Origin of the sequence: Pseudomonas japonica (assembly GCF_900188455.1) — a bacterium.
Lineage (GTDB): Bacteria > Pseudomonadota > Gammaproteobacteria > Pseudomonadales > Pseudomonadaceae > Aquipseudomonas > Aquipseudomonas japonica.
In genome coordinates this window covers 1-25,873 of record NZ_FZOL01000043.1, presented here as the reverse complement: position 1 = coordinate 25,873, position 25,873 = coordinate 1, and the positions used below count along the sequence as shown (strand labels likewise).

At 62.5% G+C, this 25,873-nt stretch carries 9 protein-coding genes and 1 rRNA gene; 3 read left to right on the top strand and 7 right to left on the bottom strand.

Features of this window, described 5'->3' with window-relative positions:
• The first annotated feature begins 156 nt into the window (after positions 1–156).
• Positions 157–272 (top strand): 5S ribosomal RNA (gene rrf, locus CHB99_RS28870).
• Positions 273–327: 55 nt separating this feature from the next.
• Here the strand turns inward: rrf and CHB99_RS28865 are convergent.
• The 5 genes from CHB99_RS28865 to CHB99_RS28845 form a co-directional block, all read right to left on the bottom strand.
• Complete coding sequence (locus CHB99_RS28865) at positions 328–795, bottom strand: SRPBCC family protein (RefSeq protein ID WP_042130153.1); 468 nt, start codon at positions 793–795, stop codon at positions 328–330.
• A 24-nt stretch (positions 796–819) separates the two neighbouring features.
• Entirely contained in the window at positions 820–4,245 is a 3,426-nt protein-coding gene (locus CHB99_RS28860; protein ID WP_042130151.1) for an amino acid adenylation domain-containing protein, read from the bottom strand.
• On the bottom strand, positions 4,242–5,189 hold the full coding sequence (locus tag CHB99_RS28855; RefSeq protein WP_042130150.1) for a diiron oxygenase: 948 nt from the start codon (positions 5,187–5,189) through the stop codon (positions 4,242–4,244). The genes CHB99_RS28860 and CHB99_RS28855 overlap by 4 nt, the downstream gene beginning before the upstream one ends.
• The gene (locus CHB99_RS28850) at positions 5,186–5,962 is read right to left on the bottom strand and encodes a DUF3050 domain-containing protein (RefSeq protein ID WP_042130148.1); all 777 of its coding nucleotides are present in this window, start codon (positions 5,960–5,962) and stop codon (positions 5,186–5,188) included. The genes CHB99_RS28855 and CHB99_RS28850 overlap by 4 nt, the downstream gene beginning before the upstream one ends.
• Positions 5,963–6,599: 637 nt before the next feature.
• Positions 6,600–7,289 (bottom strand): GntR family transcriptional regulator, encoded by a 690-nt coding sequence (locus CHB99_RS28845; RefSeq protein WP_042130155.1) that lies wholly within the window; start codon positions 7,287–7,289, stop codon positions 6,600–6,602.
• A gap of 310 nt (positions 7,290–7,599) precedes the next feature.
• Between CHB99_RS28845 and lapG the strand changes: the two genes are divergently transcribed.
• Positions 7,600–8,292: a cysteine protease LapG gene (lapG, locus tag CHB99_RS28840; RefSeq protein WP_042130146.1), complete on the top strand. Its 693-nt coding sequence runs from the start codon at positions 7,600–7,602 to the stop codon at positions 8,290–8,292.
• Between the two features lie 9 nt (positions 8,293–8,301).
• On the top strand, positions 8,302–10,233 hold the full coding sequence (gene lapD, locus CHB99_RS28835) for a cyclic di-GMP receptor LapD (RefSeq protein WP_042130145.1): 1,932 nt from the start codon (positions 8,302–8,304) through the stop codon (positions 10,231–10,233).
• 30 nt (positions 10,234–10,263) lie between these two features.
• On the opposite strand, the gene CHB99_RS28830 is transcribed toward lapD, so the two are convergent.
• Both CHB99_RS28830 and CHB99_RS28825 read right to left on the bottom strand, forming a co-directional pair.
• On the bottom strand, positions 10,264–10,605 hold the full coding sequence (locus CHB99_RS28830; protein WP_042130142.1) for a hypothetical protein: 342 nt from the start codon (positions 10,603–10,605) through the stop codon (positions 10,264–10,266).
• 247 nt (positions 10,606–10,852) lie between these two features.
• Positions 10,853–25,801 carry an immunoglobulin-like domain-containing protein gene (locus CHB99_RS28825; RefSeq protein WP_346426416.1) on the bottom strand — a complete coding sequence of 4,983 codons (14,949 nt, stop codon included), beginning with the start codon at positions 25,799–25,801 and terminating at the stop codon, positions 10,853–10,855.
• Positions 25,802–25,873 lie beyond the last annotated feature (72 nt).

Below are 25,873 nucleotides of genomic sequence, written 5' to 3'. Positions count from 1 at the left end.
ATGGTAGTGTGGAGCTTCTCCATGTGAGAGTAGGTCATCGTCAAGATTCAATTCCGAAACCCCTATCTGCTGATGCAGGTAGGGGTTTTGTCTTTAAGTAGAAGTACCAAGAATTTCGCTGGATCTGTCTCGACGACGGACCGGCACACAGAATTTCTTGACGACCATAGAGCGTTGGAACCACCTGATCCCATCCCGAACTCAGCAGTGAAACGACGCATCGCCGATGGTAGTGTGGAGCTTCTCCATGTGAGAGTAGGTCATCGTCAAGATTCAATTCCAGAACCCCTGTCTGCATCGCAGACAGGGGTTTTGTCTTTCTGGGGTTCAGCTCAGCAGATTGCGCACGTTGTTCATGGCGTCATCGGCGAACGTCTGCAGAAACGCCTGGAATCCGGGTAGCGCCTCCGGTCCGCCTTCATAGGGCTCAGCCTGGATGGTCCAGACCGCCCGGCTGTGGCCTTCGCCCAGACTCTTCACTTCCATGGCCGCCCACAGATTGCCGATGTTCAGGCTGGTGTGGATCAGGCTCCAGGTCATGCTCATCGCCTTGTCGTCCCGGGAGTTCAACTGCTCGATGACAAAGTTGTTGTCCTTGAAGAACTTCTTGCGAATCGAACGAACACCGCTGCCGGTCATCTCGATATGGCTGAGTGCAGGGATGAACACCGCGAAGCCGGCGAAGTTGCCGACGATGTTCCAGACGTTGGCGGCCTCCGCGGCGATGTCGACCTGAGAGACGACCAGGCAGCCTTGCGGATTGCGGATCAGGGTATCGGGTTTCAGTACTTGCATGATGTTGTTCCTCTGGGTGGTGAATCAGATGAAACGGATTTCCCGCAGGTATTGGCGGCCGCGCTCCAGTAGTGCCGGACTTTTCTCGGGATAGTCTTCGCCCATGCGCTGTACGCCTTCCCGCGCATTGGCGTGGTCGATGAGTGTGGTGTCGCCGATGTCTTCCTCGAAGCCGTCGAGGTAAAAGCCGAGCACCTCGAACAGTGCGTTATCGCGATCAACCCGCTGCAGCGCGTGCTGCCATTGCGCGACGCTGACCAGTTCGAATGCCCGGCCATCCTTGCGGAACGCCTCGACATACCCCGCCCAGCGCAATGGCTGTGGGTTATGCAGGTTGAAGACCGCTTGCGCGGGGTGGTGTCGGCTGGCGTGAAAGGCGATGAAGCGAGCCAGGAAGTCCACCGGCATCAGGTCGAACTCCAGGTCCAGGGCTGGCACCTGTCCCAATTGCAGCGAACCCTTGAGCATCAGCATCAGACGATTCTTGTGAGGCTGTGAGACCCCACTGCGGCTGTCGAAGGTGATGTTCCCGGGTCTGAACAGATTGACCCGTACCCCCTGTTCCCGTGCCCGTTGCAGGATGCGCTCGCCGACCCACTTGCTGAGGTTGTAGCCGTTGCGAATGTAGAGCGGCGGGGTTGCCGCCGGCGGTTGTTCGAGCACCCGGCCTTGCGCATCCCTGGCGCTGCAGGCGGAGAGCGTCGAGACGAAGTTGAAGATCTTCTTGCTGCGTCCTTCGCACAGGCGCAGGCATTCGAACAGCGGTTCTACGTTGTCCGCGGCCAGCGCCGGATAATCCAGTACGTGATTGACCTGCGCCGCGTTGTGCACGAGCGAGCCAAAACGACGATCGAGGTCTTCGTACTCGGTGTCGCTCAACCCGAATCTGGGCATGCGCAAATCGGCTTCCAGGACCCGGACACGGCGCCAGTCCAGAGCGCCGATACGGTTGTCGCTCAGTGCCCGGGCAAAGCGCTCGGCGGCGCCAACGCCCTCTCCACGCCGCACCAGGCAAGCCACTTCGCTCGCCCCCCAAGCCAGCAGCGCCTCGACGATATGCACACCAAGAAAGCTGTTGGCCCCGGTGACGATCACCCTGTGCACATCTCCCAGCTGCTCCAGCGGCAGCACACGCAGTTCCAGTGCCCGGTCGGCGTCGCTCAATGCCTGGGGATGCAGCGCCCCGACCGTGGTGGTCTCACCGCTGAGGAGGGCGGACAGACGCTGCAAGGTCGGCGTCTCGATAAAGCGATTGATGGAAATGCCGCGGCCGAAGCCGTCGCGCAGTGCCAGCAGCAGGCGCGACAGCAGAATCGAGTGCCCACCCAGATTGAAGAAACTGTCGTCGGTGGAAATATCCTCCGCGGGCAACTCCAGCAGTTCGCTCCACAGCGTCAGCAAGCGTTCTTCCAGGGCATTGGCCGGCGCCAGTCGTTGTCGCGCGCCGGCAAGGGTAACCGGCAGGCTGAGCAAGGCGCGCCGGTCGACCTTGCCGTTGGCCGTGCAGGGCATCTGCGGCAGCTCCTGATAGAGCAGGGGGCGCATGTAGTCGGGCAGGTTCTGCTCGGCATGGGCGCGGAGCCGCTCGAGGGCTGCGGTCTGGCGCGGTTGGGCGAGAAAGCTCAGCACGCGGCGTTGTTCGTCGATCACCACGACGACCTGGGCGAACAAACGGCTGGCACGCAAACAGTGCTCGATCTCTTCCGGTTCGACGCGGAAGCCGCGGATCTTCACCTGATTGTCGCGCCGTCCACAGATCTCGATGCCGTCGGCGGTCCATTGGCCCAGGTCGCCGCTGCGATACAGGCGCAGGCACTCGCCATCCGGCAGTTCCAGCGAGATGAAGCGCTCGCGGCTCAGCTCGGGATTGTTCAGATAACCCAGGCCGACACCAGGACCGCCGATATACAGCTCGCCGACACTGCGTTCCGGCACCGGTTGCAGCGCCTCGTCGAGGAGAAAAACGCGGGCATTGCTGATGGGTGTGCCAAGGTTGCGTGGGTTGTCTCCGTTGGCGAATACCCGCGTGGTAGCCAGTACGGTGGTTTCGGTCGGCCCATAGATATTGTGGAAGCGACAGCGGCCGGCCAGGCGCTCGATCACGTCCGGTTCGCAGACGTCACCACCGCTGACCAGGTGTTCGAGGCCAGTGCCCTCCAGCTTCAGCAGGCTGAGCAGGGCTGGCGGCAGAAAGGCATGGCTGACTTCCTGTTCGCGGATCAGGGCTTCCAGGCGCGCCGGATCGCGGCGTTGCTCCTCATCCGGAACCACCAGTTCCGCCCCGGCAACCCAGGTCGGCAGGATATCCAGTAGCGAGGCATCGAAGTTGATCGTGGAAAACTGCAGTACGCGGCTTTGCGCAGTCAGTTGCACATGGCCGCTGTACCAGACCTGGAAATGACTGAGGTTGCGCTGGCTGAGCAACACGCCCTTGGGCTGGCCGGTGGTGCCCGAGGTATAGATCGCGACGCAGGGCTCATCCGCGCCGGGAAGTCGGCGTAGCAGCCTCGTCGACGGCGCCGCGACGGGTTCGGGAAGCTGACTCAGGTCCAGATCGGGAATCGACCTGTCCCATTCGCGGATCCGTCCGTCATGAATCAACAGCGCCGCCCCGGCGTTTTTCAGAATGAACGCCAGGCGTTCGGACGGAGTGGCGGGATCCAGTGGCAGGTACACCGCGCTGCAGCCCAGTACCGCCAGCAGGCTCGCATAGAGCGCCGGGGACTTCGGCAGGCACACGGCCACCAATGGCCTGTCCGAGGACAGCAAGGGTAGCAACTGCGCCTGAATCGCCAAGGCCTGCCCTTGCAGTTGCGCGTAGCTGATCCGGCGTCCCTGGATATTCAGCGCCGGTAGTCGCGCGTGCCGCGCCAGGCTCTGCTCCAGGCGCTCGATCAGCGCTGATTCGCTGGCCTGCAGCAAGCCGTCTTGCGCATCGCGGTTGAAGCGATGCAACCAGGCCAGTCGCTCCAGCCAGGGCAGGGAATGTTCATGGGCCTGACACATTGGCCCGATGGTCTCGCGCTCGCGGAAATGCTCGGGATTGCGTGAGAAACGACTGACATGCAAGGCCACGCGTTCCCGCAGAGCACTTAATGCGGTCATACGCAGTTCCTGGCCGTTGCCTGATGCCTCCTTCTCCAGTGGCTGTCGGTCGATCAGCCTTTGCGCCCGTGCGCTGCCGGCCCAGTACAGCAACTCCACTTCGGGCAGTTCGGCGACAAGCGTGTCCCCGCTTCCCACCCGCAGGCTGAGGACGATACCGGCACCGAGGTCCGGCAGATCGACACTGCCGTCCTCGATCACCAGGTCCGGACGGGTCGAGGGATGTGCAGTCAGTTCTTGAGTTGCCTTCGCGTGATGCAGCGTATGGCCATGTTGCTCCAGTTCTTCGAACAACTGGCCGAGCGCCGGGCTGTTTCCCGCCAGCAGGATATCCAGGCGTCTCATGGCGCGGTCCTCGATAAGGGCAGGTAGTCGATCAGCGCCTCTTGTACGCAGGGCGTGTCGAGCAACGAGCTGTTACGGAAGAAGCGCAGGATGTTGCCCAGCAAGGGGTGGCGGGGACCGATCGGCCAGTCCATCCCGCTCGCCTCCGCGCGCAGCGCCGCCGTGACCGCGGGTGGCACGTCCAGGGCGTCGATCAGTTGCAGGTCGAAGGCTTGCTGAATCTCGCTGGTCAGGTAGTGCCGCAGGAACACCGGCAGGATCCCGGCAATGCACTGCCGGTCCTGGGCGGATGCCTGGCTCCAGTAGATGCGGGTCAGCCGTGCCCAGAAGGTCGAGTGACGCCCTTCGTCGAGCAGGTGGTCGGCCATCAGTCCCTTGATCGAACCCTTCACGCTGTCATCGCGGGCGAACGCGGCGACATCGTTGGTCAGGGTGTTCTCGGCGATGCCCACGCAGATCAGCTCCACCGCGTCACGCAGGTGCTCCGGGGCCAGGCTCAGGGCGGCGGGAATGGCCCGGCTAAGCTCGATTTCCCGTGGCAGCGCCAGCGGTTGAACGCCTGTGAGCGCGACGGTCTGCTGCATGAAATCCATGGCCACCAGGGCGTGATAGTCCTCGTCGACCACCACGGTCATGGCGTCGTAGCGGCAGGCGAAAGGAAAGCGCACGGCGAAGCGGTCCTTGGCGATCGCGCGGGCGGTGCGGTCAACGATCTCGGTCTCGAAGATCACCACGTCATTGATGAACTTGTAGAGGCTCTGGACCAGGACGAAATCGCACAGATGCGGGCATTCGCGCTGGAACGTGGCGGTGAGCACCAGCGACTGGCGACTCAGCGGGAAGATCAGCCGCTGGTCGTCTTCCACCAGGCGTCTTGGCCGGGTGCGGATGGTTGCCCGACCCTCCCAGGCCTCGGCGAAGGATTGGTAGTCGAGATCGTTCATACGTTGACCTCGGCAATTTCCTGGTGCATGGACACCCGCAGGCGATCCCAGAACGCCAGGCGGCTCTCCACCGCGGCGATGGCGGCTTCGTACACCTCGCGTTCGCGTTGTGGGTCGTCGCCGACCAGACGCGCCAGCAGTTGTCCGGCCGCCGGGCCATGGTCTTCGGAGTCCACTTCGATATGCCGCTGCAGGTAGTAGCGAAAGGTCGGTGCCTGGCTGCCGGTGATGCCCCAGTCGTCGAGGATGCGCTGGAACATGGTTGGGATGACGCTCTCGCGACCGTGCAGGAAGGCCGCTGCGACGGCATGGGCCGGGGCATTGAGCGCGATGTCCAGGGTCTGTTCGACGAAATGCCGCGCCGCCTCGCTGGCCCCGGCGCTGGTGAGGGCGGCGCGATGGTGCAGGCCGTCGCGTTGCAGGGCGACGAAACGTTCGACACTGGCCGTACAGGCGCCGACCTCGCGCATGGCATCCAGATACAGCTCGAAGTGGCTGTAGTGATCGTGGTCGAGGCGGTCGTCCGACTCCTCGCCGAGCACGATCTCGTTGATCAGGCGAGCGGCCTTCGGGTCCTTCGGCGGTAGCCAGGGTAGCTGGATACAGGTCAGTTCCTGCTGCAGGCGCTTGGTCAGGGACATGAAATCCCAGACAGCGTAGACATGGGTTTCCATGAAGCGGCGCAATACCGGAAGCGAATCTATTTCGGCAAAGATTGGATGCTTCGCCAGTTCGCTTTTCTTTTCATGCAACAGTGCTTGGAGAGGATTCATTGCAAGTTCCTTTGCTGATCGAGTGGTTGCAGAAGTTCATGCCGGTACAACAGGCGTTAGTTGCCGTAACTTTATTTCGGGCGAGTGCCGGCCTTCGAGAAATAACCGGCGAATGCTCTGCCGCGAGGCTCTTGGAGAAGTGTTTACAGTGCTGGCTGTCCCGCTGTTGGCGAAATGGCTGCCGGCGTTTTGAAGCTAAGGCAACTTCAAAGTTATCCGCAAGTGGTTTTGTGGATATATTTGTGTGGGTCTTTTCTCTGGCATGTGTTTAGTTGATAAAACAAGTTGAAGTTGTTTTATTTGAATGAAGTTGCCCGCTTCGGCTATTTGCAACCAAAGTAATCGGTTCATGAGTGAATGCCTCACCCCGGGCACTTTCCAATGGGCAAGTCGATCGTTCTGAAATATCGGGGGCGGTTGATCGCTGGCGGCCCTCGCCCGGTGCATGGCTCCTTCTACTGGTGGCGGACTGGCAAGTGAGGGGCGTTGCCGCAGCCGACCAACCGGTCACTTGCTGCCGTTAGAGTGTGCAGAAAACGCCATGGCTGTCATGGCTCGACGATGGCCGTGTAGGCTGCGAAGGGCGGGAGAGAGGCAGACCTGCCAGTGCGGCAGGCTCGATAGCGGGCGACGAGACTTACTTGTCCTTGCGGCTCAGGTAGTCGCGGATGGTCCTCATCGCGTTGTTCAGGTGGCGGTGCAGGATGACCACGGCCTGTTCGATGTCCTTGTCGTTGGCGGCGTCGGTGAGGCCGTTGTGATCGTCCTGGGTCAGCTTGCCCAGGCCCATGGAGGACAGGTGGAAGCGCAGGAAGCGCTCTTCCTGCAGCAGTTCGTTGTCGATCAGGCGCAGCAGCTTGGTGTTGTTCGCCTTGCTGTACAGGGTCATGTGGAACAGCCGGTTCAGTCGGCCGATCTCGGAATGGCGGGTTTCGTTTTCCAGCTGGTGGATATAGCTGCGAGCCAGGGCGATGTCGTCGGGGCCCAGCAGCGGAATGGACTGGCGCAGTGCCTCGGTTTCCAGCATGACCCGCAGCTCGTAGGTATCGACCGCGTCTTCGCCGATCAGCGGCGCCACCACCGCGCCCTTGTGCGGCACCACTTCGAGCAGGGATTGCGCCTCCAGTTGGCGCAACGCTTCGCGAACCGGCATGCGACTGACCCCGAACAGCGTTGCCAGCTCCTGCTGTCGCAGGGCCATGCCCGGCGCCAGGCGGCCATCCAGAATGGCACTGCGCAAACGTTCTTCGATCACGCTTCGCGCCAGGTGCGCGGGCACCTGTTCGTCACCCAGGATGTTGCTCAGGAGTTTGGTTTTTCCGGCCACGCTGATGTTGTCCTGCAATTCGGTGCTCGATTGGATCCAATCAAGCTAGTGAGGGAGTCGATCCTTGTCAAACCGGGCGGGCCATCGGTGGCGGAACCGTTTCGCCCTACGCCGTGAGGCGCCTGCCGCTGAATGCGGTGCTAATCGTGAATGAACTTTAGAACGAAGGAAAGCGTCGTGATGAAGGGCGCGTCAACCGATTGTCGGGCGTCAGGGCGCGGTGATATCGCAGTGATTGTCCTGTGCCATTGTTTTTTCACAGGGCTGGCGGCACCATCGGCGTTCCCAGTGATTTCGCGGACAGTTCGCCTTGGCGATACGTTGGACTCTTCATCTGCTCCTGCGCCGGGCGTCGCTGGCCTTGTTGCTTGGCCTGGCGCTGCTGGGCGGGTTGCGTGCCGACTGGGATTTCTCCCAGATCAGCCGCAAGGCCGCGGCCCTGTATGGCCCGCTGGGTGCTGGCCAGCAGCGCATCGATGCCTGGCAGCAATTGCTGGCGACGCAGAAGCAGCTCGGCGAGGCGGAGCGTCTGCAGGTGGTCAATCAGTTCTTCAACCGCCAGTTGCGCTATGAAGAGGACATTGACCTGTGGCACGAAGTCGATTACTGGGCCACACCGATCCAGTCGCTGATCAAAGGTGCCGGGGATTGCGAGGACTACGCCATCGCCAAGTACTTCAGCCTGCGTCGTCTCGGCATTCCCGCCGACAAATTGCGCATCACCTACGTCAAGGCACTGCGCCAGAACCGCGCGCACATGGTCCTGACCTACTATTCAAGTCCTGACGCCATGCCCCTGGTCCTCGACAGCCTGATCGACGCGATCAAGCCGGCCAGCCAACGCACCGATCTGCTGCCGGTCTACGCCTTCAATGGCGAGGGCCTGTGGCTGACCGGCGCGGCGGGCAACAAGAAAGTGGGCGACACCAAGCGCTTGTCGCGCTGGCAAGATCTGTTAAAGAAAATGCAGGCGGAAGGATTCCCTGCCGAGCCGGTTTACTGAGGAGCTCCGATGTCACTGTTCAAACAATTGTTGCTCGCCATCTGCCTGTTTCTGGTGGTCGCTTTCAGTGGCAGTTTCATGGTCAGCCTGGAAAGCTCGCGCAGCCAGTACGTCAACCAGCTGCGCTCCCACGCCCAGGATGCCGCCACGGCGCTGGCGCTGTCGCTGACGCCGAACCTGGACGACCCGGCGATGGTCGAGCTGTTGGTCAGTTCGATCTTCGACAGCGGCTACTACGCCAGCATCCGTGTCGTCGATCTCGGTTCCAGCGCCTTGCTGGTCGAGCGTCACGCCGATCCTGATCCGGGTGGCGTGCCGCAATGGTTCATCCAGCTGATCGGCCTGGAGGCGGCCGGTGGTGACGCCATCGTCATGCGCGGTTGGCAGCAGGCGGCGCGGGTCGAGGTGGTCAGTCACCCGATGTTCGCCCTCGCCAAGCTGTGGCAGAGCGCCCTCGGCAGCCTTGGCTGGCTGCTGCTGTGCGGTGGCCTCAGCGCGGTGGCCGGCGCCCTGTTGCTGCGGCGGCAACTGAAGCCGCTGGACTACATGGTCGAGCAGTCCCACGCCATTGCCCGTCGCGAGTTCCTCAGCCTGCCGGACCTGCCGCGTACCCCGGAGCTGCGCCGCGTGGTGCAGGCCATGAACCAGATGGTCGAGAAGCTCAAGGCGCTGTATCAGGAGCAGGCCGAGCGCAGCGAGAAGCTGCGGGTCGAGTCCTATCAGGACAGCCTCACGGGCCTGGCCAACCGGCGCTATTTCGAGATGCAGCTGAATGCCCGGGTGAGCAATCTGGAGGAGGCCCGCGAAGGCTACCTGCTGCTGTTGCGGGTGCAGGACCTGGCCGGTCTGAACCAGCGTCTCGGCGGTCAGCGCACCGACCAGTTGCTGCGGGCGGTGGGTCAGCAACTGCAGCGCATCTGTTCCGCCTACCCGGAAACCAACAACCTGATCACCCGCAGTCGCGGTGGCGAGTTCGCCGTGCTGGCGCCGGGCATGACCCATGACGATGCCATCGCCCTGGCCCAGGCCCTGGAAGTCGGCCTGCGCGGTATTTCCGATGTCACCCCGTCGGTCTGCATCGGCCTGGCGCCTTTCAGCCCCGGTGACGAGCCGAAAGCCCTGCTGCAACTGGCCGACGAGGCGCTGGCGCGGGCGCAGAGCCAGCCGGAGCCGTCCTGGGTATGCCTGGAGCAGGGTTCTGCGTCCCAGGCCAGCGATACCCACCGGCAGTGGCACAACCTGCTGGACGAGGCGCTGAACCAGGGCCGCTTCCGGTTGTTCTTCCAGCCGGTGGTGGACTGCAATCAGCTGGACCGCGTACTGCACTACAAGGTTCTGTCGCGGTTGGTCGACGACAACGGCGAGACCATCGCCGCGGGCCGCTTCCTGCCGGCGCTGGAGCGCTTCGGCTGGTCGAGTCGGCTCGACCTGGTGATGCTGGAGAAGGTCCTCAAGCAGATGCACGGGCACGACCAGGCGCTGGCGCTGAACCTGTCGGCGACCACGGTGGTCGACCCGGCGAGCCAGCAGCGCGTGTTCGAGCTGCTGGCCCAGCATGCCGTGCTCGGTCCGCGCCTGACCCTGGAGATCGCCGAGGAACAATTGCCGGAACAGGCCGTGCTGGAGCAACTGACCCGACGCCTGCGCGTCCTCGGTTTCAGTCTGAGCCTGCAGCACTTCGGGGGACGCTTCAGCATGATCGGCAACCTCGCCCACCTGGGGCTGGCCTACCTGAAGATCGACGGCAGCTACATCCGTGCCATCGATCAGGAGCAGCACAAACGCCTGTTCATCGAGGCGGTGCAGCGCGCGGCGCACAGCATCGACCTGCCGCTGATCGCCGAGCGCGTGGAAACCGAAGGGGAGTTGCAGGTGCTGCAAGAGATGCAGATCCAGGGCGTGCAGGGCCGGCTGGTGGGCGAGCCGGCACCCTGGGCGTGAACCCGGCCTCGTTGGCGAGGCCGACAGGGTTCAGATCAGACCGCCGACCTCTTCGTCGTCGATCAGGTTGTTCAGGCCACCGAGCGCGGCGCGTGCGGTATTGCGGTTGAGCAATTTGGCCTGGGCGCCGGGGGGCAGGTCGGTGATGCTGATCACGCCTTTGGTGGTCAGGACTTCGATCAGGTCCTCCAGTACCCGGATCATGTCCAGGTCGCTCTGCTTGAGCTGCTTGAGGCTGTTTTCCACGACATCGTCGGCGAACCACTCCAGCACCTCGGCATGATCGGCCGGGAGAATTTCCGTGGCTTCGGCAAAGGCGGCCGCCTCGACCCGCAGCAGTTGGCCCTCGGCATCGCGTTGCACGTAGAACATGGGGTTTCCTCGAGAATGTGAATCCATAGTCGCCTTCAGAGAATAGGCCCTGTATCGGAAATGGCTACGCCGTTGCCACGTTGCTGTGGACTGCTTGTCGTACTTTTGGGCACGGGCTTGTCGGGGCGCCCGCAGTCCTCGACCAGCCGCTGCGAGCCGGCGGCGCACGAGTATGCGCCGCCGCTGACGGCCAGGCAAAGACCACGGCCCGCACCAGCCCCCGAAGAGGCTGGCGCGATTCCCGTCATCAGCTGTTGTTGTGGTCGATCTTGATGGTCGGGTCGGCACCGCTGATCAACGAATTGATCGTGGTGTTGGACCAGTTCACCCCCTCCAGTTTGATCGTCACGTCGGCGTTGGCGATACCGCCCGCGGCGTTGAGCTTGCCTTCGCTGCTGACCTGCAGGGTCGAATCGCCATTCGCCGTGGTGATCTTCAGGTAGTTGTCGATGGTGCTGGCCTTCTCGCCCTGGAGCAGGTCGCTCAGGTCGAGACGGTCGCCTTCGGCCGCCTTGAAGTCCTTGATGATGTCGTTGCCGGTGTCGCCGGCCTTCCAGATGAAGGTGTCGGCGCCACTGCCGCCGGTCAGGGTGTCGTTGCCCTTGCCGCCGAACAGCAGGTCGTTGCCCTCACCGCCGAGCAGGGTGTCATTGCCGCTGCCACCGAGCAGCATGTCGTTGCCGGCACCGCCGTCGAGCAGGTCGTTGCCGCCCTGGCCGAAGAGGATGTCGTTGCCCTGGCCGCCATACAGCTTGTCGTCGCCATCGCTGGTGCGCGAGACGTCGAACTCGCTGACATGCTCGGTGATGTACTGGTGCATGGTCTTGCTGTCGACCGCGCTGGCGTCCAGCCCGGTCTGTTTCGCGACGTAGCTCTGCAGGGCTTCCACCCCGTTGCCCGATACCGTCGAGAACATGATCAGGTCACCGAACACGATGTCGTTGCCGTCGTTGGCATTGACCGTGTCGTTGCCCGGCAGGGTCGCTTCGGTGTGGCCGAGGATGGCGTTGGCCAGGTTGCTCGGGTCGATGTTGGTCTGCGGCACTCCGTCGGAGTCGTACGGTTTCAGGTCGTTGACGTCGACGCCGCTGTTGATGCCGATGGCCTCCACGGTCGGTGACAGCGCCTTGAGCACGGCGAACGCGCTCTTCGAGTTGCTGATGGTGTCGGAGTCGGCGTAGTTGCCCTGGCCGGCCAGGCTCGACAGCTCGTAGGTGCCGTCGCCCTGGGCGTGCAGGGTGCCGCTCAGCGACGAGTAGTAGTTGCCGTTCTTGTACAGGTTCAGGTTGCCGCTGCTGTCGATCGTCAGCCTGTTGTTGCTGTCGACGTTGACGTTGACCACCTGGCCGAGCTTGTAGCCGATCGACGTCAGGTAGTTGTCCATGGTGATCTCGGCCTTGGAACCGCTGCCCTTGACCAGCGTCGGGTTGTCGCGCTCGCCGCTCTGGTAGTAGGTCGGCTCGCCGTCGGTGATGAAGAACGTCTGGTTCTTCCCGGTATTGCCGGCGCTGACCAGGTTCTGGAACCAGTTGGCCGTGGTCTTGAAGGCGTCCTCGTAGTTGGTGCCGCCGCCGGACGACATCGTCGTCAGGGCGTTCTTCAGGGTCTGCAGGGCGCCGCTGTCGCCCAGGTTGACCGACACGGTGGATTTGACCTGGGTGGCGAAGTCCACCAGGAGAATGTTCACCGTGCCCGAGGACGCGCCCTGGACGCTGTTGGACAGGGTCGTGAACACCGACTGCAGGGCCTTCTGCGCCGCGTCCACGCCGTCCGACTTCATACTGCCGGAGGTGTCGACGATGAACGCCAGGTTGTAGCTCTGTCCGGCGACCACATGCAGGCCGTTGATGTCGGCGGCGATGATGTCGTTGCCGTCGGTGCCGGTCCAGGTGTCGCTTTCGGCCGTTGCGTTGGTCGCCACGGCATAGGTATCGCCGTAGACGGTGACCTTGATGGTGTCCGGCGTCGAGACCGAGCTGCCATTGATGGTCTCGGTCGAGGTGGCGCTGACCGCGACGTTGAAGGTACCGCTGTAGTACGCCGGCGGCTTGATGCTGAGGTTGTTCAGGTTCCAGCCGCTGACGTCCACCGCGGTAGCGCCCACGGTGACGCTGTGCCCGGCGTTGTCGCTGATCACCGAGCCGACCGGAATGCCGCCGAGCTTGACGCTCAGGGTTTCCGAACCGTCGGTATCGGTCAGCGCCGCGCTGATGCCGACCAGCTTGACGGTGCCGTTCTCGCCGCCCTCGTTGAGTTTGTAGCCGTCGTAGTAGCCCTTGCCGTTGCTGCCGTGGAAGTCGGCGACGGTCACGCCGGCCGCGGCCAGCGCGGCGGCGGTCGGGTACAGCGCGGTGCCGACCTGGCTGACGTCGATGGCCGCGGCGCCATTGACCGACACGTTGACGTCGTAGCTGCCCGGACCGGCCTGGTTGTAGTGGTAGATCTCGACGGTGTAGTAGCCGCTCTTGGCCGGGGTGAAGGTGCCGTTGAGCTGGCCACCGGCGCCCCAGGTGGTGCTGGCCACGTCCCGGCCGCCCACGACCACCGCCAGGCTGTCATCGCCGACGCCGGTGAACTTGTAGGTGCTGCCGGCTTCCATGTACATCAGGCCCGAGGTCTTCGAGGCGATGCCCGCGGTGACATCCGCCGCCGTCACGTTGGTGGCGATGGCGGTGGATTGCGCCTTGCCCGCCGCCGCATCGATCACCGACTTCAGGGTCGCGGCATCGGCGCCGTTGCCGTTGGTGCCCAGGCCCGAGAGACCGGTGTAGATCTCTTTGGTCAGGCCGATCGAGGCCACGGCATTGCTGCCGATGGTCAGGGTCGGTTTGTCGGCGACCGGGGTGATGTCGATCTTCAGCGTGGCTTCGTTGCCCAGCGCCTGGCCGTCATACGGCTTGTACTTGAGCTGCGCGTAGTCGGCCTGCTGGTTGCCCACGCCGGTGCCGCCGTTGGCGGTGATGCCCGACTGGTTGGCCAGAGGCACGAACTTGAGGTTGCCCGCATCGATATCGGCCTTGCTGAAGACCTTGCCGGCGTCGGCCGCGGTGAGGGTCTTCCAGGTCGCACCGTCCTTGTACTGCAGGGTGCCATTGACCGGCAGCTGGGTGATGGTGATGCCCAGCGCGCTGGCGGCGTTGTCCAGGTCGCTGACGCCGAGGCTGGTCCAGGTCAGGGCCAGATCGGTGTCCTCGGTGCCGGTGATCTCGCCGCCGGCAGCCGTTGGCGCATCGTTCACCGGCACCACGTTGACCGTGGTGGTGGCGACGTTGGAGGTGTTCACCCCGTCGGTGACCGTCACGGTGATGGTCCGTGGCGTGCTGCTCGGATCGTCGCTGGTGTTGATGAAGGTAATGTTCTTCAGGCGCTGGATGTAGTCGGCGATGCTCGCGTTGCCGCTCAGGGTCAGCACCACTTTGTCGTTGGTGTTGACGGCGTTGATGCTGATGCCGTTGACGCTGTTGCCGAGGTTCAGCGCGTCGCCCGCCAGGCGGTTGGTCAGGGTGACGGTGGCGCCGGTCAGGTTGGTGCTGTCGATATCGGTGATGCTCAGGTCGACATCGCCGATCGACACACCGGTGCCTGGCTGGCCTTCGGTGAAGGTCACCTGGTAGTCCGCGCCGGTCTTGCCGCTGGAATTGTTGCCGTCCAGGTCGAGGATCGGTGCCGGTTCGAAGATCTGCGTCGTCACGCTGCCGGCGGTACCGCTGACCACCAGGCTCTCGAAGTTGCCGCCGCTGGCCGAGTCGACCTTGACGGTGAACTGTTCGGTGCCTTCGGTGACGGCGTCCTTGATGGTCGGGATGCTGAAGTCGACCTTGCTGGCGCCGGCCGGGATGGTCACGGTGGTGGTCCCGGTGTAGTCGCTGCCGTTGGCGGCGGTTCCCGAGTAGCTCAGTTTCACCGTGACCGCGGACTGCGACGGGTTGCTCAGGTTGATCGTGTAGGTCGCGGTGCCGCCTTCGGCCACCGACGTGGTGCCGGTGATGCTCACCGTGGTCGGCGTGACGGTGTCGGTGATCTGGGTGATCACGGTGTTGGTGCCGAACGTCAGGTTCTCGAAGCCGCCGCCGCTGGCCCCGGTGATCTTCGCGCTGGTGCTGCCGGCATCGATGTACGGCGTATCGGTCGGGGCATTGACGAGGATCGTGGCGGACAGTGCGTCCTTCGGAATGACGATGGTCAGTCCGTTGGACAGGGTCACGGTGACCGGCGATGCCGCCAGGTTGGTCAAGGTCGCGGTATAGCTGTACTGGCCACCCTCGGCGACCGAGGCGGTGGCGGTCAGGGTGACGTTGGTGGTGTCGATCGGGCCATCGGTGATCGTGGTGCTGGTGGTGCCGGTGGCGTCGAGCTTCTCGTAGTTGCCGCCGCTGACCCCGGTGATGCTGTTGGTCAGCGTCGGGTTGGCGGTGTAGACGTTGTTCGGTGCGGTGAAGTTGACCGTGCCCACGGTCTGGCCGACCGCGATGGTGATGGTCTGGTTGTTGGCCAGGGTGATTACCAGTGGAGCCAAGGTCACTGGAGCGCTGACGGTAGCGGTGTAGGTCACTACGCCGCCTTCGGCCACGTTTGGCGTGGCGGTCAGGGTCACGGTGCTGGTATCGACGGTATCGGTTACGGCAGTGACCGCCGGCGTGGTGCTGACATTCAGCTTCTCGAAGTTGCCGCCAGTGGTGCCGGTGATGGTCGCGCTGACGTTGGTGGCGTCGACATAGACGCTGTTGCGCGGCGCATCGACGGTGACAGTGCCTTCGGTCGCGCCCTTGGCGATGGTGATGCTCGAGCCGTTGCTCAGATTCACCGTCATCGCGCTGTCGGTCGGGTTGTTGACCTTGGCGGTGTAGGTGATCTGGCCGCCTTCGTTGACGCTGTTGGTCGCGGTCAGTGTGACGTTGGTGGTGTCGAGGTTCGCCGGGTTGTCGGTGACCGTGGTCACCGGCGTGCCGGCGGTGACCAGCTTCTCGTAGTTGCCGCCGCTGACACTGCTGATGCTGGTGCTCAGTGACGAGTTGGTGGCGTACACATTGTTCGGCGCAACCAAGGTCACCGTGCCGACGGTGGCACCGATGGCGATGGTGATCATCAGGTTGTTGGCCAGGTTGATCACCAGCGGAGCCACGGTGACCGGGGCGCTGACGGTGGCGGTGTAGGTGACCACGCCGCCCTCGGCCACGCTTGGGGTGGCGGTCAGGGTCACGGTGCTGGTATCGACGGTATCGGTTACGGCAGTGACTGCCGGCGTAGTGCTGATATTCAGCTTCTCGAAGTTCCCGCCAGTGGTACCGGTGATGGTCGCGCTGACGTTGCCGGCGTCGATGTAGACGCTGTTGCGTGGTGCATCGACGGTAACGGTGCCTTCGGTGGCGCCCTTGGCGATGGTGATGCTGGAGCCGTTGCTCAGGTTCACCGTCATCGCGCTGTCGGTCGGGTTGCTGACCTTGGCGGTGTAGGTGATCTGGCCGCCTTCGTTGACGCTGTTGGTCGCGGTCAGGGTGACGTTGGTGGTGTCGAGGTTCGCCGGGTTGTCGGTGACGGTGGTCACCGGCGTGCCGGCGGTGACCAGCTTCTCGTAGTTGCCGCCGCTGACACTGCTGATGCTGGTGCTCAGCGACGAGTTGGTGGCGTACACATTGTTCGGCGCAACCAAGGTCACCGTGCCGACGGTGGCACCGATGGCGATGGTGATCATCAGGTTGTTGGCCAGGTTGATCACCAGCGGAGCCACGGTGACCGGGGCGCTGACGGTGGCGGTGTAGGTGACCACGCCGCCCTCGGCCACGCTTGGCGTGGCGGTCAGGGTTACGGTGCTGGTATCGACGGTATCGGTTACGGCAGTGACCGCCGGCGTAGTGCTGACATTCAGCTTCTCGAAGTTCCCGCCAGTGGTGCCGGTGATGCTCGCGCTGACGTTGGTGGCGTCGACATAGACGCTGTTGCGTGGTGCATCGACGGTGACGGTACCTTCGGTCGCGCCCTTGGCGATGGTGATGCTGGAGCCGTTGCTCAGGCTCACCGTCATCGCGCTGTCGGTCGGGTTGTTGACCTTGGCGGTGTAGGTGATCTGGCCGCCTTCGTTGACGCTGTTGGTTGCGGTCAGGGTGACGTTGGTGGTGTCGAGGTTGCTCGGGTTGTCCGTCACGGTGGTGGACGGGGTACCGGCGGTGACCAGTTTCTCGTAGTTGCCACCGGAGACGTTGGTGATGCTGTTGGTCAGTGCCGCGTTGGTGGCGTAGACGTTGTTTGGTGCGGTGAAGTTGACCGTACCGACGGTCTGGCCGACGTCGATGGTGATGGTCTGGTTGTTGGCCAGGGTGATGACCAGCGGGGCCAAGGTCACTGGAGCGCTGACGGTGGCGGTGTAGGTGACCACGCCGCCCTCGGCCACGCTTGGGGTGGCGGTCAGGGTTACGGTGCTGGTGTCGACGGTGTCGGTTACGGCAGTGACCGCCGGCGTAGTGCTGACATTCAGCTTCTCGAAGTTGCCGCCAGTGGTACCGGTGATGGTCGCGCTGACGTTGCCGGCGTCGAGGTAGACGCTGTTGCGCGGTGCATCGACGGTGACAGTGCCTTCGGTCGCGCCCTTGGCGATGGTGATGCTTGAGCCGTTGCTCAGGTTCACCGTCATCGCGCTGTCGGTCGGGTTGCTGACCTTGGCGGTGTAGGTGATCTGGCCGCCTTCGTTGACGCTGTTGGTTGCGGTCAGGGTGACGTTGGTGGTGTCGAGGTTGCTCGGGTTGTCCGTCACGGTGGTGGACGGGGTACCGGCGGTGACCAGTTTCTCGTAGTTGCCACCGGAGACGTTGGTGATGCTGTTGGTCAGTGCCGCGTTGGTGGCGTAGACGTTGTTTGGTGCGGTGAAGTTGACCGTACCGACGGTCTGGCCGACGTCGATGGTGATGGTCTGGTTGTTGGCCAGGGTGATGACCAGCGGGGCCAAGGTCACTGGAGCGCTGACGGTGGCGGTGTAGGTGACTACTCCACCCTCGGCCACGCTTGGGGTGGCGGTCAGGGTGACAGTCGACGTATCAACGGTGTCGCTAACCGCAGTTACTGCTGGAGTCGAACTGGTTTCGAGCTTCTCGAAGTCGCCGCCGGTGGTACCGGTAATGGTCACACTGACGTTGTCGCCGTCCACATACACAGTGTTCTGTGGAGCCGGAACGGTGATCGAACCTTCAGTCTGGCCCTTGCCGATGGTGATGGTTTCACCATTGCTGAGGGTGACCTTCATCTCGGTGCCGGTTGGGTTGGTAACCCGAGCGGTGTAGATGATTTCGCCGCCTTCCTGGACGTTGCCGGTGGCGGAAAGGGTCAGGCCGGTGGTGTCCAGACGGGTTGGATCGTCGGTCACGACGGTGGTCGGGGTGCCCGCGGTTTCCAGGTGCTCGTAGTTGCCGCCGGTGACGCCCGTGATGCTGTTGGTCAGCGGCGTGTTGGTGTTCAGCACGTTGTTCGGTGCGATGAAGTCGACCGACGCGCTGGTGGCGTTGACTGGAATAGTGATCGACTGGCCGTTAGCCAGGCTGATGACCAGTGCAGTGCCAGTCACCGGCGCGGTGACGCTGGCGGTGTAGGTGACTACACCACCCTCAGCCGCACTTGGTGTGGCGGTGAGAGTCACGGTGCTGGTATCGACCGAATCAGAAACGGCCGTAACGGCCGGAGTGGTGCTGGTTTCCAGCTTCTCGAAGTCACCGCCGGTGGTACCCGTGATGGTCACGCTGACATTGTCACCATCGACATACACAGTGTTCTGCGGAGCTGGGACGGTGATCGAGCCTTCGGTTTGGCCCTTGCCAATGGTGATGGTTTCACCGTTGCTCAAGGTGACCTTCATCTCGGTACCGGTCGGGTTGGTGACCCGGGCGGTGTAGATGATCTCGCCGCCTTCCTGGACATTGCCGGTGGCGGAAAGGGTCAGGCCGGTGGCGTCCAGACGGGTTGGGTCGTCGGTCACTACGGTGGTCGGAGCACCGGCGGTTTCCAGGTGTTCGTAGTTGCCGCCGGTCACGCCGGTGATGCTGTTGGTCAGCGGGGTGTTGGTGTTGAGCACGTTGTTCGGTGCGATGAAGTCCACCGAAGCGCTGGTGGAGTTCACCGGAATGGTGATCGACTGGCCGTTGGCCAACGAAATCACCAAAGCCGTACCGGTTACCGGAGCAGTCACCGACGCGGTGTAGGTCACTACGCCGCCCTCAACCGCACTTGGTGTGGCGGTGAGAGTCACGGTGCTGGTGTCAACCGAATCAGAAACGGCCGTAACGGCTGGCGTCGAGCTGGTTTCCAGCTTCTCAAAATCACCACCAGTGGTGCCGGTGATGGTCACGCTGACGTTGTCGCCATCAACGTAAACGGTGTTCTGCGGCGCAGGAACAGTAATGCTGCCTTCGGTCTGGCCCTTGCCGATGGTGATGGTCTCACCATTGCTCAGGGTGACTTTCATCTCGGTGCCGGTCGGGTTGGTGACCCGGGCGGTGTAGATGATTTCGCCGCCTTCCTGGACGTTGCCGGTGGCGCTCAGGGTCAGGCCGGTGGTGTCCAGGCGTGCTGGATCATCGGTGACGACGGTGCTCGGGGTGCCAGCGGTTTCCAAGTGTTCGTAGTTGCCACCCGTGACGCCGGTGATGCTGTTGGTCAGCGCGGTGTTGGTGTTGAGCACATTGTTCGGGGCAATGAAGTCCACCGAGGCGCTGGTGGCGTTCACTGGGATGGTGATCGACTGACCGTTAGCCAACGAAATAACCAGTGCGGTGCCGGTGACCGGAGCGGTGACGCTGGCGGTGTAGGTCACTACGCCGCCCTCAACCGCACTTGGCGTGGCGGTGAGAGTCACGGTACTGGTGTCGACCGAATCAGAGACAGCCGTAACGGCTGGCGTTGAGCTGGTTTCCAGCTTCTCGAAGTCACCGCCAGTGGTGCCGGTGATGGTGACGCTGATGTTGTCGCCATCAACGTAAACGGTGTTTTGCGGAGCAGGGACGGTAATCGAACCTTCGGTCAGGCCCTTGCCAATGGTGATGGTTTCACCGTTGCTCAGGGTGACCTTCATCTCGGTGCCGGTTGGGTTGGTAACCCGAGCGGTGTAGATGATTTCGCCGCCTTCCTGGACGTTTCCGGTGGCGCTCAGGGTCAGACCGGTGGTGTCCAGACGTGCTGGATCGTCGGTGACGACGGTGGTCGGAGCACCGGCGGTTTCCAGGTGTTCGTAGTTGCCGCCGGTTACGCCGGTGATGCTGTTGGTCAGCGCGGTGTTGGTGTTGAGCACATTGTTCGGTGCAATGAAGTCCACCGAGGCGCTGGTGGCATTCACCGGAATGGTGATCGACTGGCCGTTAGCCAGGCTGATGACCAGTGCGGTGCCGGTCACTGGAGCAGTAACGCTGGCGGTGTACGTGACCACGCCGCCTTCGGCAGCGCTTGGCGTGGCCGTCAGGGTGACAGTCGACGTATCAACACTGTCACTAACCGCAGTGACGGCTGGAGTCGAACTGGTTTCCAGCTTCTCGAAGTCGCCGCCAGTGGTACCGGTGATGGTGACGCTGACATTGTCGCCATCCACATACACCGTGTTCTGCGGCGCAGGAACAGTGATCGAACCTTCAGTCTGGCCTTTGCCAATGGTGATGGTCTCACCATTGCTCAAGGTGACCTTCATCTCGGTACCGGTTGGGTTGGTGACCCGAGCGGTATAGATGATTTCGCCGCCTTCCTGGACGTTGCCGGTGGCGGAAAGGGTCAGGCCGGTGGTGTCCAGACGGGTTGGATCGTCGGTCACGACGGTGCTCGGAGCACCTGCGGTTTCCAGGTGTTCGTAGTTGCCGCCGGTCACGCCGGTGATGCTGTTGGTCAGCGGTGTGTTGGTGTTCAGCACGTTGTTCGGTGCGATGAAATCGACCGAGCCGGAGCTCTGATTGACGAGAATCGTGATGCTCTGACCATTGGCCAGGTTGATGACCAGATTCGAGCCGGTGACTGGAGCCGAAACCGAAGCGGTGTAGGTGACGACGCCACCCTCAGTAGCGCTTGGCGTGGCGGTCAGGGTGACAGTCGAAGTATCAACACTGTCGCTAACCGCAGTTACTGCAGGAGTCGAACTGGTTTCGAGCTTCTCGAAGTCGCCGCCGGTGGTGCCGGTGATGGTGACGCTGACATTGTCGCCATCAACGTAAACGGTGTTCTGCGGAGCCGGGACGGTGATCGAGCCTTCGGTCTGGCCCTTGCCGATGGTGATGGTTTCACCATTGCTGAGGGTGACTTTCATCTCGGTGCCGGTTGGGTTGGTAACCCGAGCGGTGTAGATGATTTCGCCGCCTTCCTGGACGTTGCCGGTGGCGGAAAGGGTCAGGCCGGTGGCGTCCAGGCGTGCCGGATCGTCGGTGACGACGGTGGTCGGGGTGCCTGCGGTTTCCAGATGCTCGTAGTTGCCACCGGTCACGCCGGTGATGCTGTTGGTCAGCGGTGTGTTGGTGTTCAGCACGTTGTTCGGTGCGATGAAATCGACCGAGCCGGAGCTCTGATTGACGAGAATCGTGATGCTCTGACCATTGGCCAGGTTGATGACCAGATTCGAGCCGGTGACTGGAGCCGAAACCGAAGCGGTGTAGGTGACGACGCCACCCTCAGTAGCGCTTGGCGTGGCGGTCAGGGTGACAGTCGAAGTATCAACACTGTCGCTAACCGCAGTTACTGCAGGAGTCGAACTGGTTTCGAGCTTCTCGAAGTCGCCGCCGGTGGTGCCGGTGATGGTGACGCTGACATTGTCGCCGTCGACATACACAGTGTTCTGCGGCGCAGGAACAGTGATCGAACCTTCAGTCTGGCCCTTGCCAATGGTGATGGTTTCACCGTTGCTCAAGGTGACCTTCATCTCGGTGCCGGTCGGGTTGGTGACCCGAGCGGTGTAGATGATCTCGCCGCCCTCCTGCACGTTGCCAGTAGCGGAAAGGGTCAGGCCAGTGGCGTCCAGACGGGTTGGGTCGTCGGTCACGACGGTGGTCGGAGCACCGGCGGTTTCCAGGTGTTCGTAGTTGCCACCGGTCACACCGGTGATGCTGTTGGTCAGTGGGGTGTTGGTGTTGAGTACGTTGTTCGGTGCAATGAAGTCCACCGAGCCGGAGCTCTGATTGACAAGAATCGTGATGCTCTGACCATTGGCCAGGTTGATGACCAGATTCGAGCCGGTGACTGGAGCCGAAACCGAAGCGGTATAGGTGACCACGCCACCTTCGGTTGCGCTTGGCGTAGCGGTCAGGGTGACGGTCGAGGTATCGACGCTGTCGCTAACTGCAGTAACGGCTGGAGTGGAACTGGTCTCCAGTTTCTCGAAGTCACCACCAGTGGTGCCAGTAATGGTCACGCTGACATTGTCGCCGTCCACATACACAGTGTTCTGCGGAGCAGGGACGGTGATTGAGCCTTCGGTCTGACCCTTGCCGATGGTGATGGTCTCACCATTGCTCAGGGTGACCTTCATCTCGGTGCCGGTTGGGTTGGTAACCCGGGCGGTGTAGATGATCTCGCCGCCTTCCTGGACGTTGCCGGTGGCGGAAAGGGTCAGGCCGGTGGTGTCCAGGCGTGCTGGATCATCGGTGACGACGGTGGTTGGAGCACCCGCGGTTTCCAGGTGTTCGTAGTTGCCGCCAGTCACGCCAGTGATGCTGTTGGTCAACGCGGTGTTGGTGTTCAACACATTGTTCGGTGCAATGAAGTCCACCGAGGCGCTGGAGGCGTTCACCGGGATAGTGATCGACTGGCCATTGGCGAGGCTGATGACCAGTGCAGTGCCGGTTACCGGAGCGGTGACGCTGGCGGTGTAGGTGACCACGCCACCTTCGGCTGCGCTTGGCGTGGCCGTCAGGGTTACGGTGCTGGTGTCGACCGAATCAGAAACGACCGTAACGGCTGGAGTGGAGCTGGTTTCCAGCTTCTCGAAGTCACCGCCAGTGGTGCCGGTAATGGTCACGCTGACATTGTCGCCATCAACGTAAACGGTGTTCTGCGGAGCAGGGACGGTAATCGAACCTTCAGTCAGGCCCTTGCCAATGGTGATGGTCTCACCATTGCTCAGGGTGACCTTCATCTCAGTGCCGGTCGGGTTGGTAACCCGAGCGGTGTAGATGATCTCGCCGCCTTCCTGCACGTTGCCGGTGGCGGAAAGGGTTAGGCCAGTGGTGTCCAGGCGTGCTGGATCGTCGGTGACGACGGTGGTCGGGGTGCCTGCGGTTTCCAGATGCTCGTAGTTGCCACCGGTCACGCCGGTGATGCTGTTGGTCAACGCGGTGTTGGTGTTCAACACATTGTTCGGTGCAATGAAGTCCACCGAGGCGCTGGTGGCGTTCACCGGAATGGTGATCGACTGGCCATTGGCGAGGCTGATGACCAGTGCAGTGCCGGTGACCGGCGCGGTGACGCTGGCGGTGTAGGTGACGACGCCACCCTCCGCAGCGCTTGGCGTCGCCGTCAAGGTGACGGTGCTGGTGTCGACCGAATCAGAGACGGTCGTAACGGCCGGAGTGGTGCTGGCTTCCAGCTTCTCGAAGTCACCGCCGGTGGTACCCGTGATGGTGACGCTGACATTGTCGCCATCGACATACACGGTGTTCTGCGGCGCAGGAACAGTGATCGAACCTTCAGTTTGGCCCTTGCCGATGGTGATGGTCTCACCATTGCTCAAGGTGACCTTCATCTCAGTGCCGGTCGGGTTGGTGACCCGAGCGGTATAGATGATTTCGCCGCCTTCCTGGACGTTACCGGTAGCAGTAAGGGTCAGGCCGGTGGCATCCAGACGTGCTGGGTCGTCGGTCACGACGGTGGTCGGAGTACCGGCGGTGTCCAGGTGTTCGTAGTTGCCGCCGGTCACGCCGGTAATGCTGTTGGTCAGCGGAGTGTTGGTGTTCAACACGTTGTTCGGTGCGATGAAGTCCACCGAGGCGCTGGTGGCGTTGACTGGAATGGTGATCGACTGGCCATTGGCGAGGCTGATGACCAGTGCAGTGCCGGTGACCGGAGCAGTCACCGACGCGGTGTAGGTCACTACGCCGCCCTCAACCGCACTTGGCGTGGCGGTGAGAGTCACGGTGCTGGTGTCGACCGAGTCAGAGACGGCCGTAACTGCTGGCGTCGAACTGGTTTCAAGCTTCTCGAAGTCACCGCCGGTGGTGCCGGTGATGGTCACGCTGACGTTGTCGCCATCAACGTAAACGGTGTTCTGCGGAGCCGGGACGGTGATCGAGCCTTCGGTCTGGCCCTTGCCGATGGTGATGGTTTCACCATTGCTGAGGGTGACTTTCATCTCGGTGCCGGTTGGGTTGGTAACCCGAGCGGTGTAGATGATTTCGCCACCTTCCTGGACGTTGCCGGTGGCGCTCAGGGTCAGGCCAGTGGTGTCCAGGCGTGCTGGATCGTCGGTCACGACGGTGGTCGGAGTGCCGGCGGTCTCCAGGTGTTCGTAGTTGCCGCCAGTCACGCCGGTGATGCTGTTGGTCAGCGGTGTGTTGGTGTTCAGCACGTTGTTCGGTGCGATGAAGTCCACCGAAGCGCTGGTGGCATTCACCGGAATGGTGATCGACTGGCCGTTGGCCAGGCTGATGACCAGTGCAGTGCCAGTTACCGGAGCGGTGACGCTGGCGGTGTAGGTGACTACACCACCTTCAACAGCACTTGGCGTGGCGGTCAGGGTGACAGTCGACGTATCAACGCTGTCGCTAACCGCAGTAACGGCTGGAGTGGAGCTGGTTTCCAGCTTCTCGAAGTCGCCGCCGGTGGTGCCGGTGATGGTCACGCTGACATTGTCACCATCAACGTAAACAGTGTTCTGCGGGGCCGGAACGGTAATCGAACCTTCGGTTTGGCCCTTGCCGATGGTGATGGTCTCACCATTGCTCAGGGTGACCTTCATCTCGGTACCGGTCGGGTTGGTGACCCGAGCGGTGTAGATGATCTCGCCGCCTTCCTGCACGTTGCCAGTGGCGGAAAGGGTCAGGCCAGTGGTGTCCAGACGTGCTGGATCATCGGTGACGACGGTGCTCGGAGTACCGGCGGTTTCCAGGTGTTCGTAGTTGCCACCGGTCACACCGGTGATGCTGTTGGTCAGTGGGGTGTTGGTGTTGAGTACGTTGTTCGGTGCAATGAAGTCCACCGAGCCGGAGCTCTGATTGACAAGAATCGTGATGCTCTGACCATTGGCCAGGTTGATGACCAGATTCGAGCCGGTGACTGGAGCCGAAACCGAAGCGGTATAGGTGACCACGCCACCTTCGGTTGCGCTTGGCGTAGCGGTCAGGGTGACGGTACTGGTGTCGACCGAATCAGAGACGGCCGTAACGGCCGGAGTGGTGCTGGTTTCCAGCTTCTCGAAGTCACCGCCGGTGGTGCCGGTGATGGTGACGCTGACATTGTCGCCATCGACATACACGGTGTTCTGCGGAGCCGGAACAGTAATGCTGCCTTCGGTCTGGCCCTTGCCAATGGTGATGGTTTCACCATTGCTGAGGGTGACTTTCATCTCGGTGCCTGTCGGGTTGGTGACCCGGGCGGTGTAGATGATCTCGCCGCCTTCCTGCACGTTGCCGGTGGCGCTCAGGGTCAGGCCGGTGGCGTCCAGGCGCGCTGGATCGTCGGTGACGACGGTGGTCGGGGTGCCGGCGGTTTCCAGGTGTTCGTAGTTGCCGCCGGTGACTCCCGTGATGCTGTTGGTCAGCGGCGTGTTGGTGTTCAGCACGTTGTTCGGTGCGATGAAGTCGACCGAGGCGCTGGTGGCGTTCACCGGAATGGTGATCGACTGACCGTTGGCCAACGAAATCACCAAAGCAGTGCCGGTTACCGGAGCAGTCACCGACGCGGTGTAGGTCACTACGCCGCCCTCAACCGCACTTGGTGTGGCGGTGAGAGTCACGGTGCTGGTGTCAACCGAATCAGAAACGGCCGTAACGGCTGGCGTCGAGCTGGTTTCCAGCTTCTCGAAGTCACCGCCAGTGGTGCCGGTGATGGTGACGCTGATGTTGTCGCCATCAACGTAAACGGTGTTCTGCGGAGCCGGGACGGTGATCGAGCCTTCGGTCTGGCTCTTGCCGATGGTGATGGTCTCACCATTGCTCAAGGTGACCTTCATCTCGGTACCGGTCGGGTTGGTGACCCGAGCGGTGTAGATGATCTCGCCGCCTTCCTGGACATTGCCGGTGGCGGAAAGGGTCAGGCCGGTGGCGTCCAGGCGTGCCGGATCGTCGGTGACGACGGTGGTCGGGGTGCCTGCGGTTTCCAGGTGTTC

What these genes read in the sequence shown, in the direction of transcription:
- CHB99_RS28855 (WP_042130150.1), bottom strand. Translation starts at nt 5,189, where the DNA reads ATGAACGATCTCGACTACCAATCCTTCGCCGAGGCCTGGGAGGGTCGG.
- CHB99_RS28865 (WP_042130153.1), bottom strand. Translation starts at nt 795, where the DNA reads ATGCAAGTACTGAAACCCGATACCCTGATCCGCAATCCGCAAGGCTGC.
- CHB99_RS28830 (WP_042130142.1), bottom strand. Translation starts at nt 10,605, where the DNA reads ATGTTCTACGTGCAACGCGATGCCGAGGGCCAACTGCTGCGGGTCGAG.
- CHB99_RS28860 (WP_042130151.1), bottom strand. Translation starts at nt 4,245, where the DNA reads ATGAGACGCCTGGATATCCTGCTGGCGGGAAACAGCCCGGCGCTCGGC.
- CHB99_RS28850 (WP_042130148.1), bottom strand. Translation starts at nt 5,962, where the DNA reads ATGAATCCTCTCCAAGCACTGTTGCATGAAAAGAAAAGCGAACTGGCG.
- lapD (WP_042130145.1), top strand. Translation starts at nt 8,302, where the DNA reads ATGTCACTGTTCAAACAATTGTTGCTCGCCATCTGCCTGTTTCTGGTG.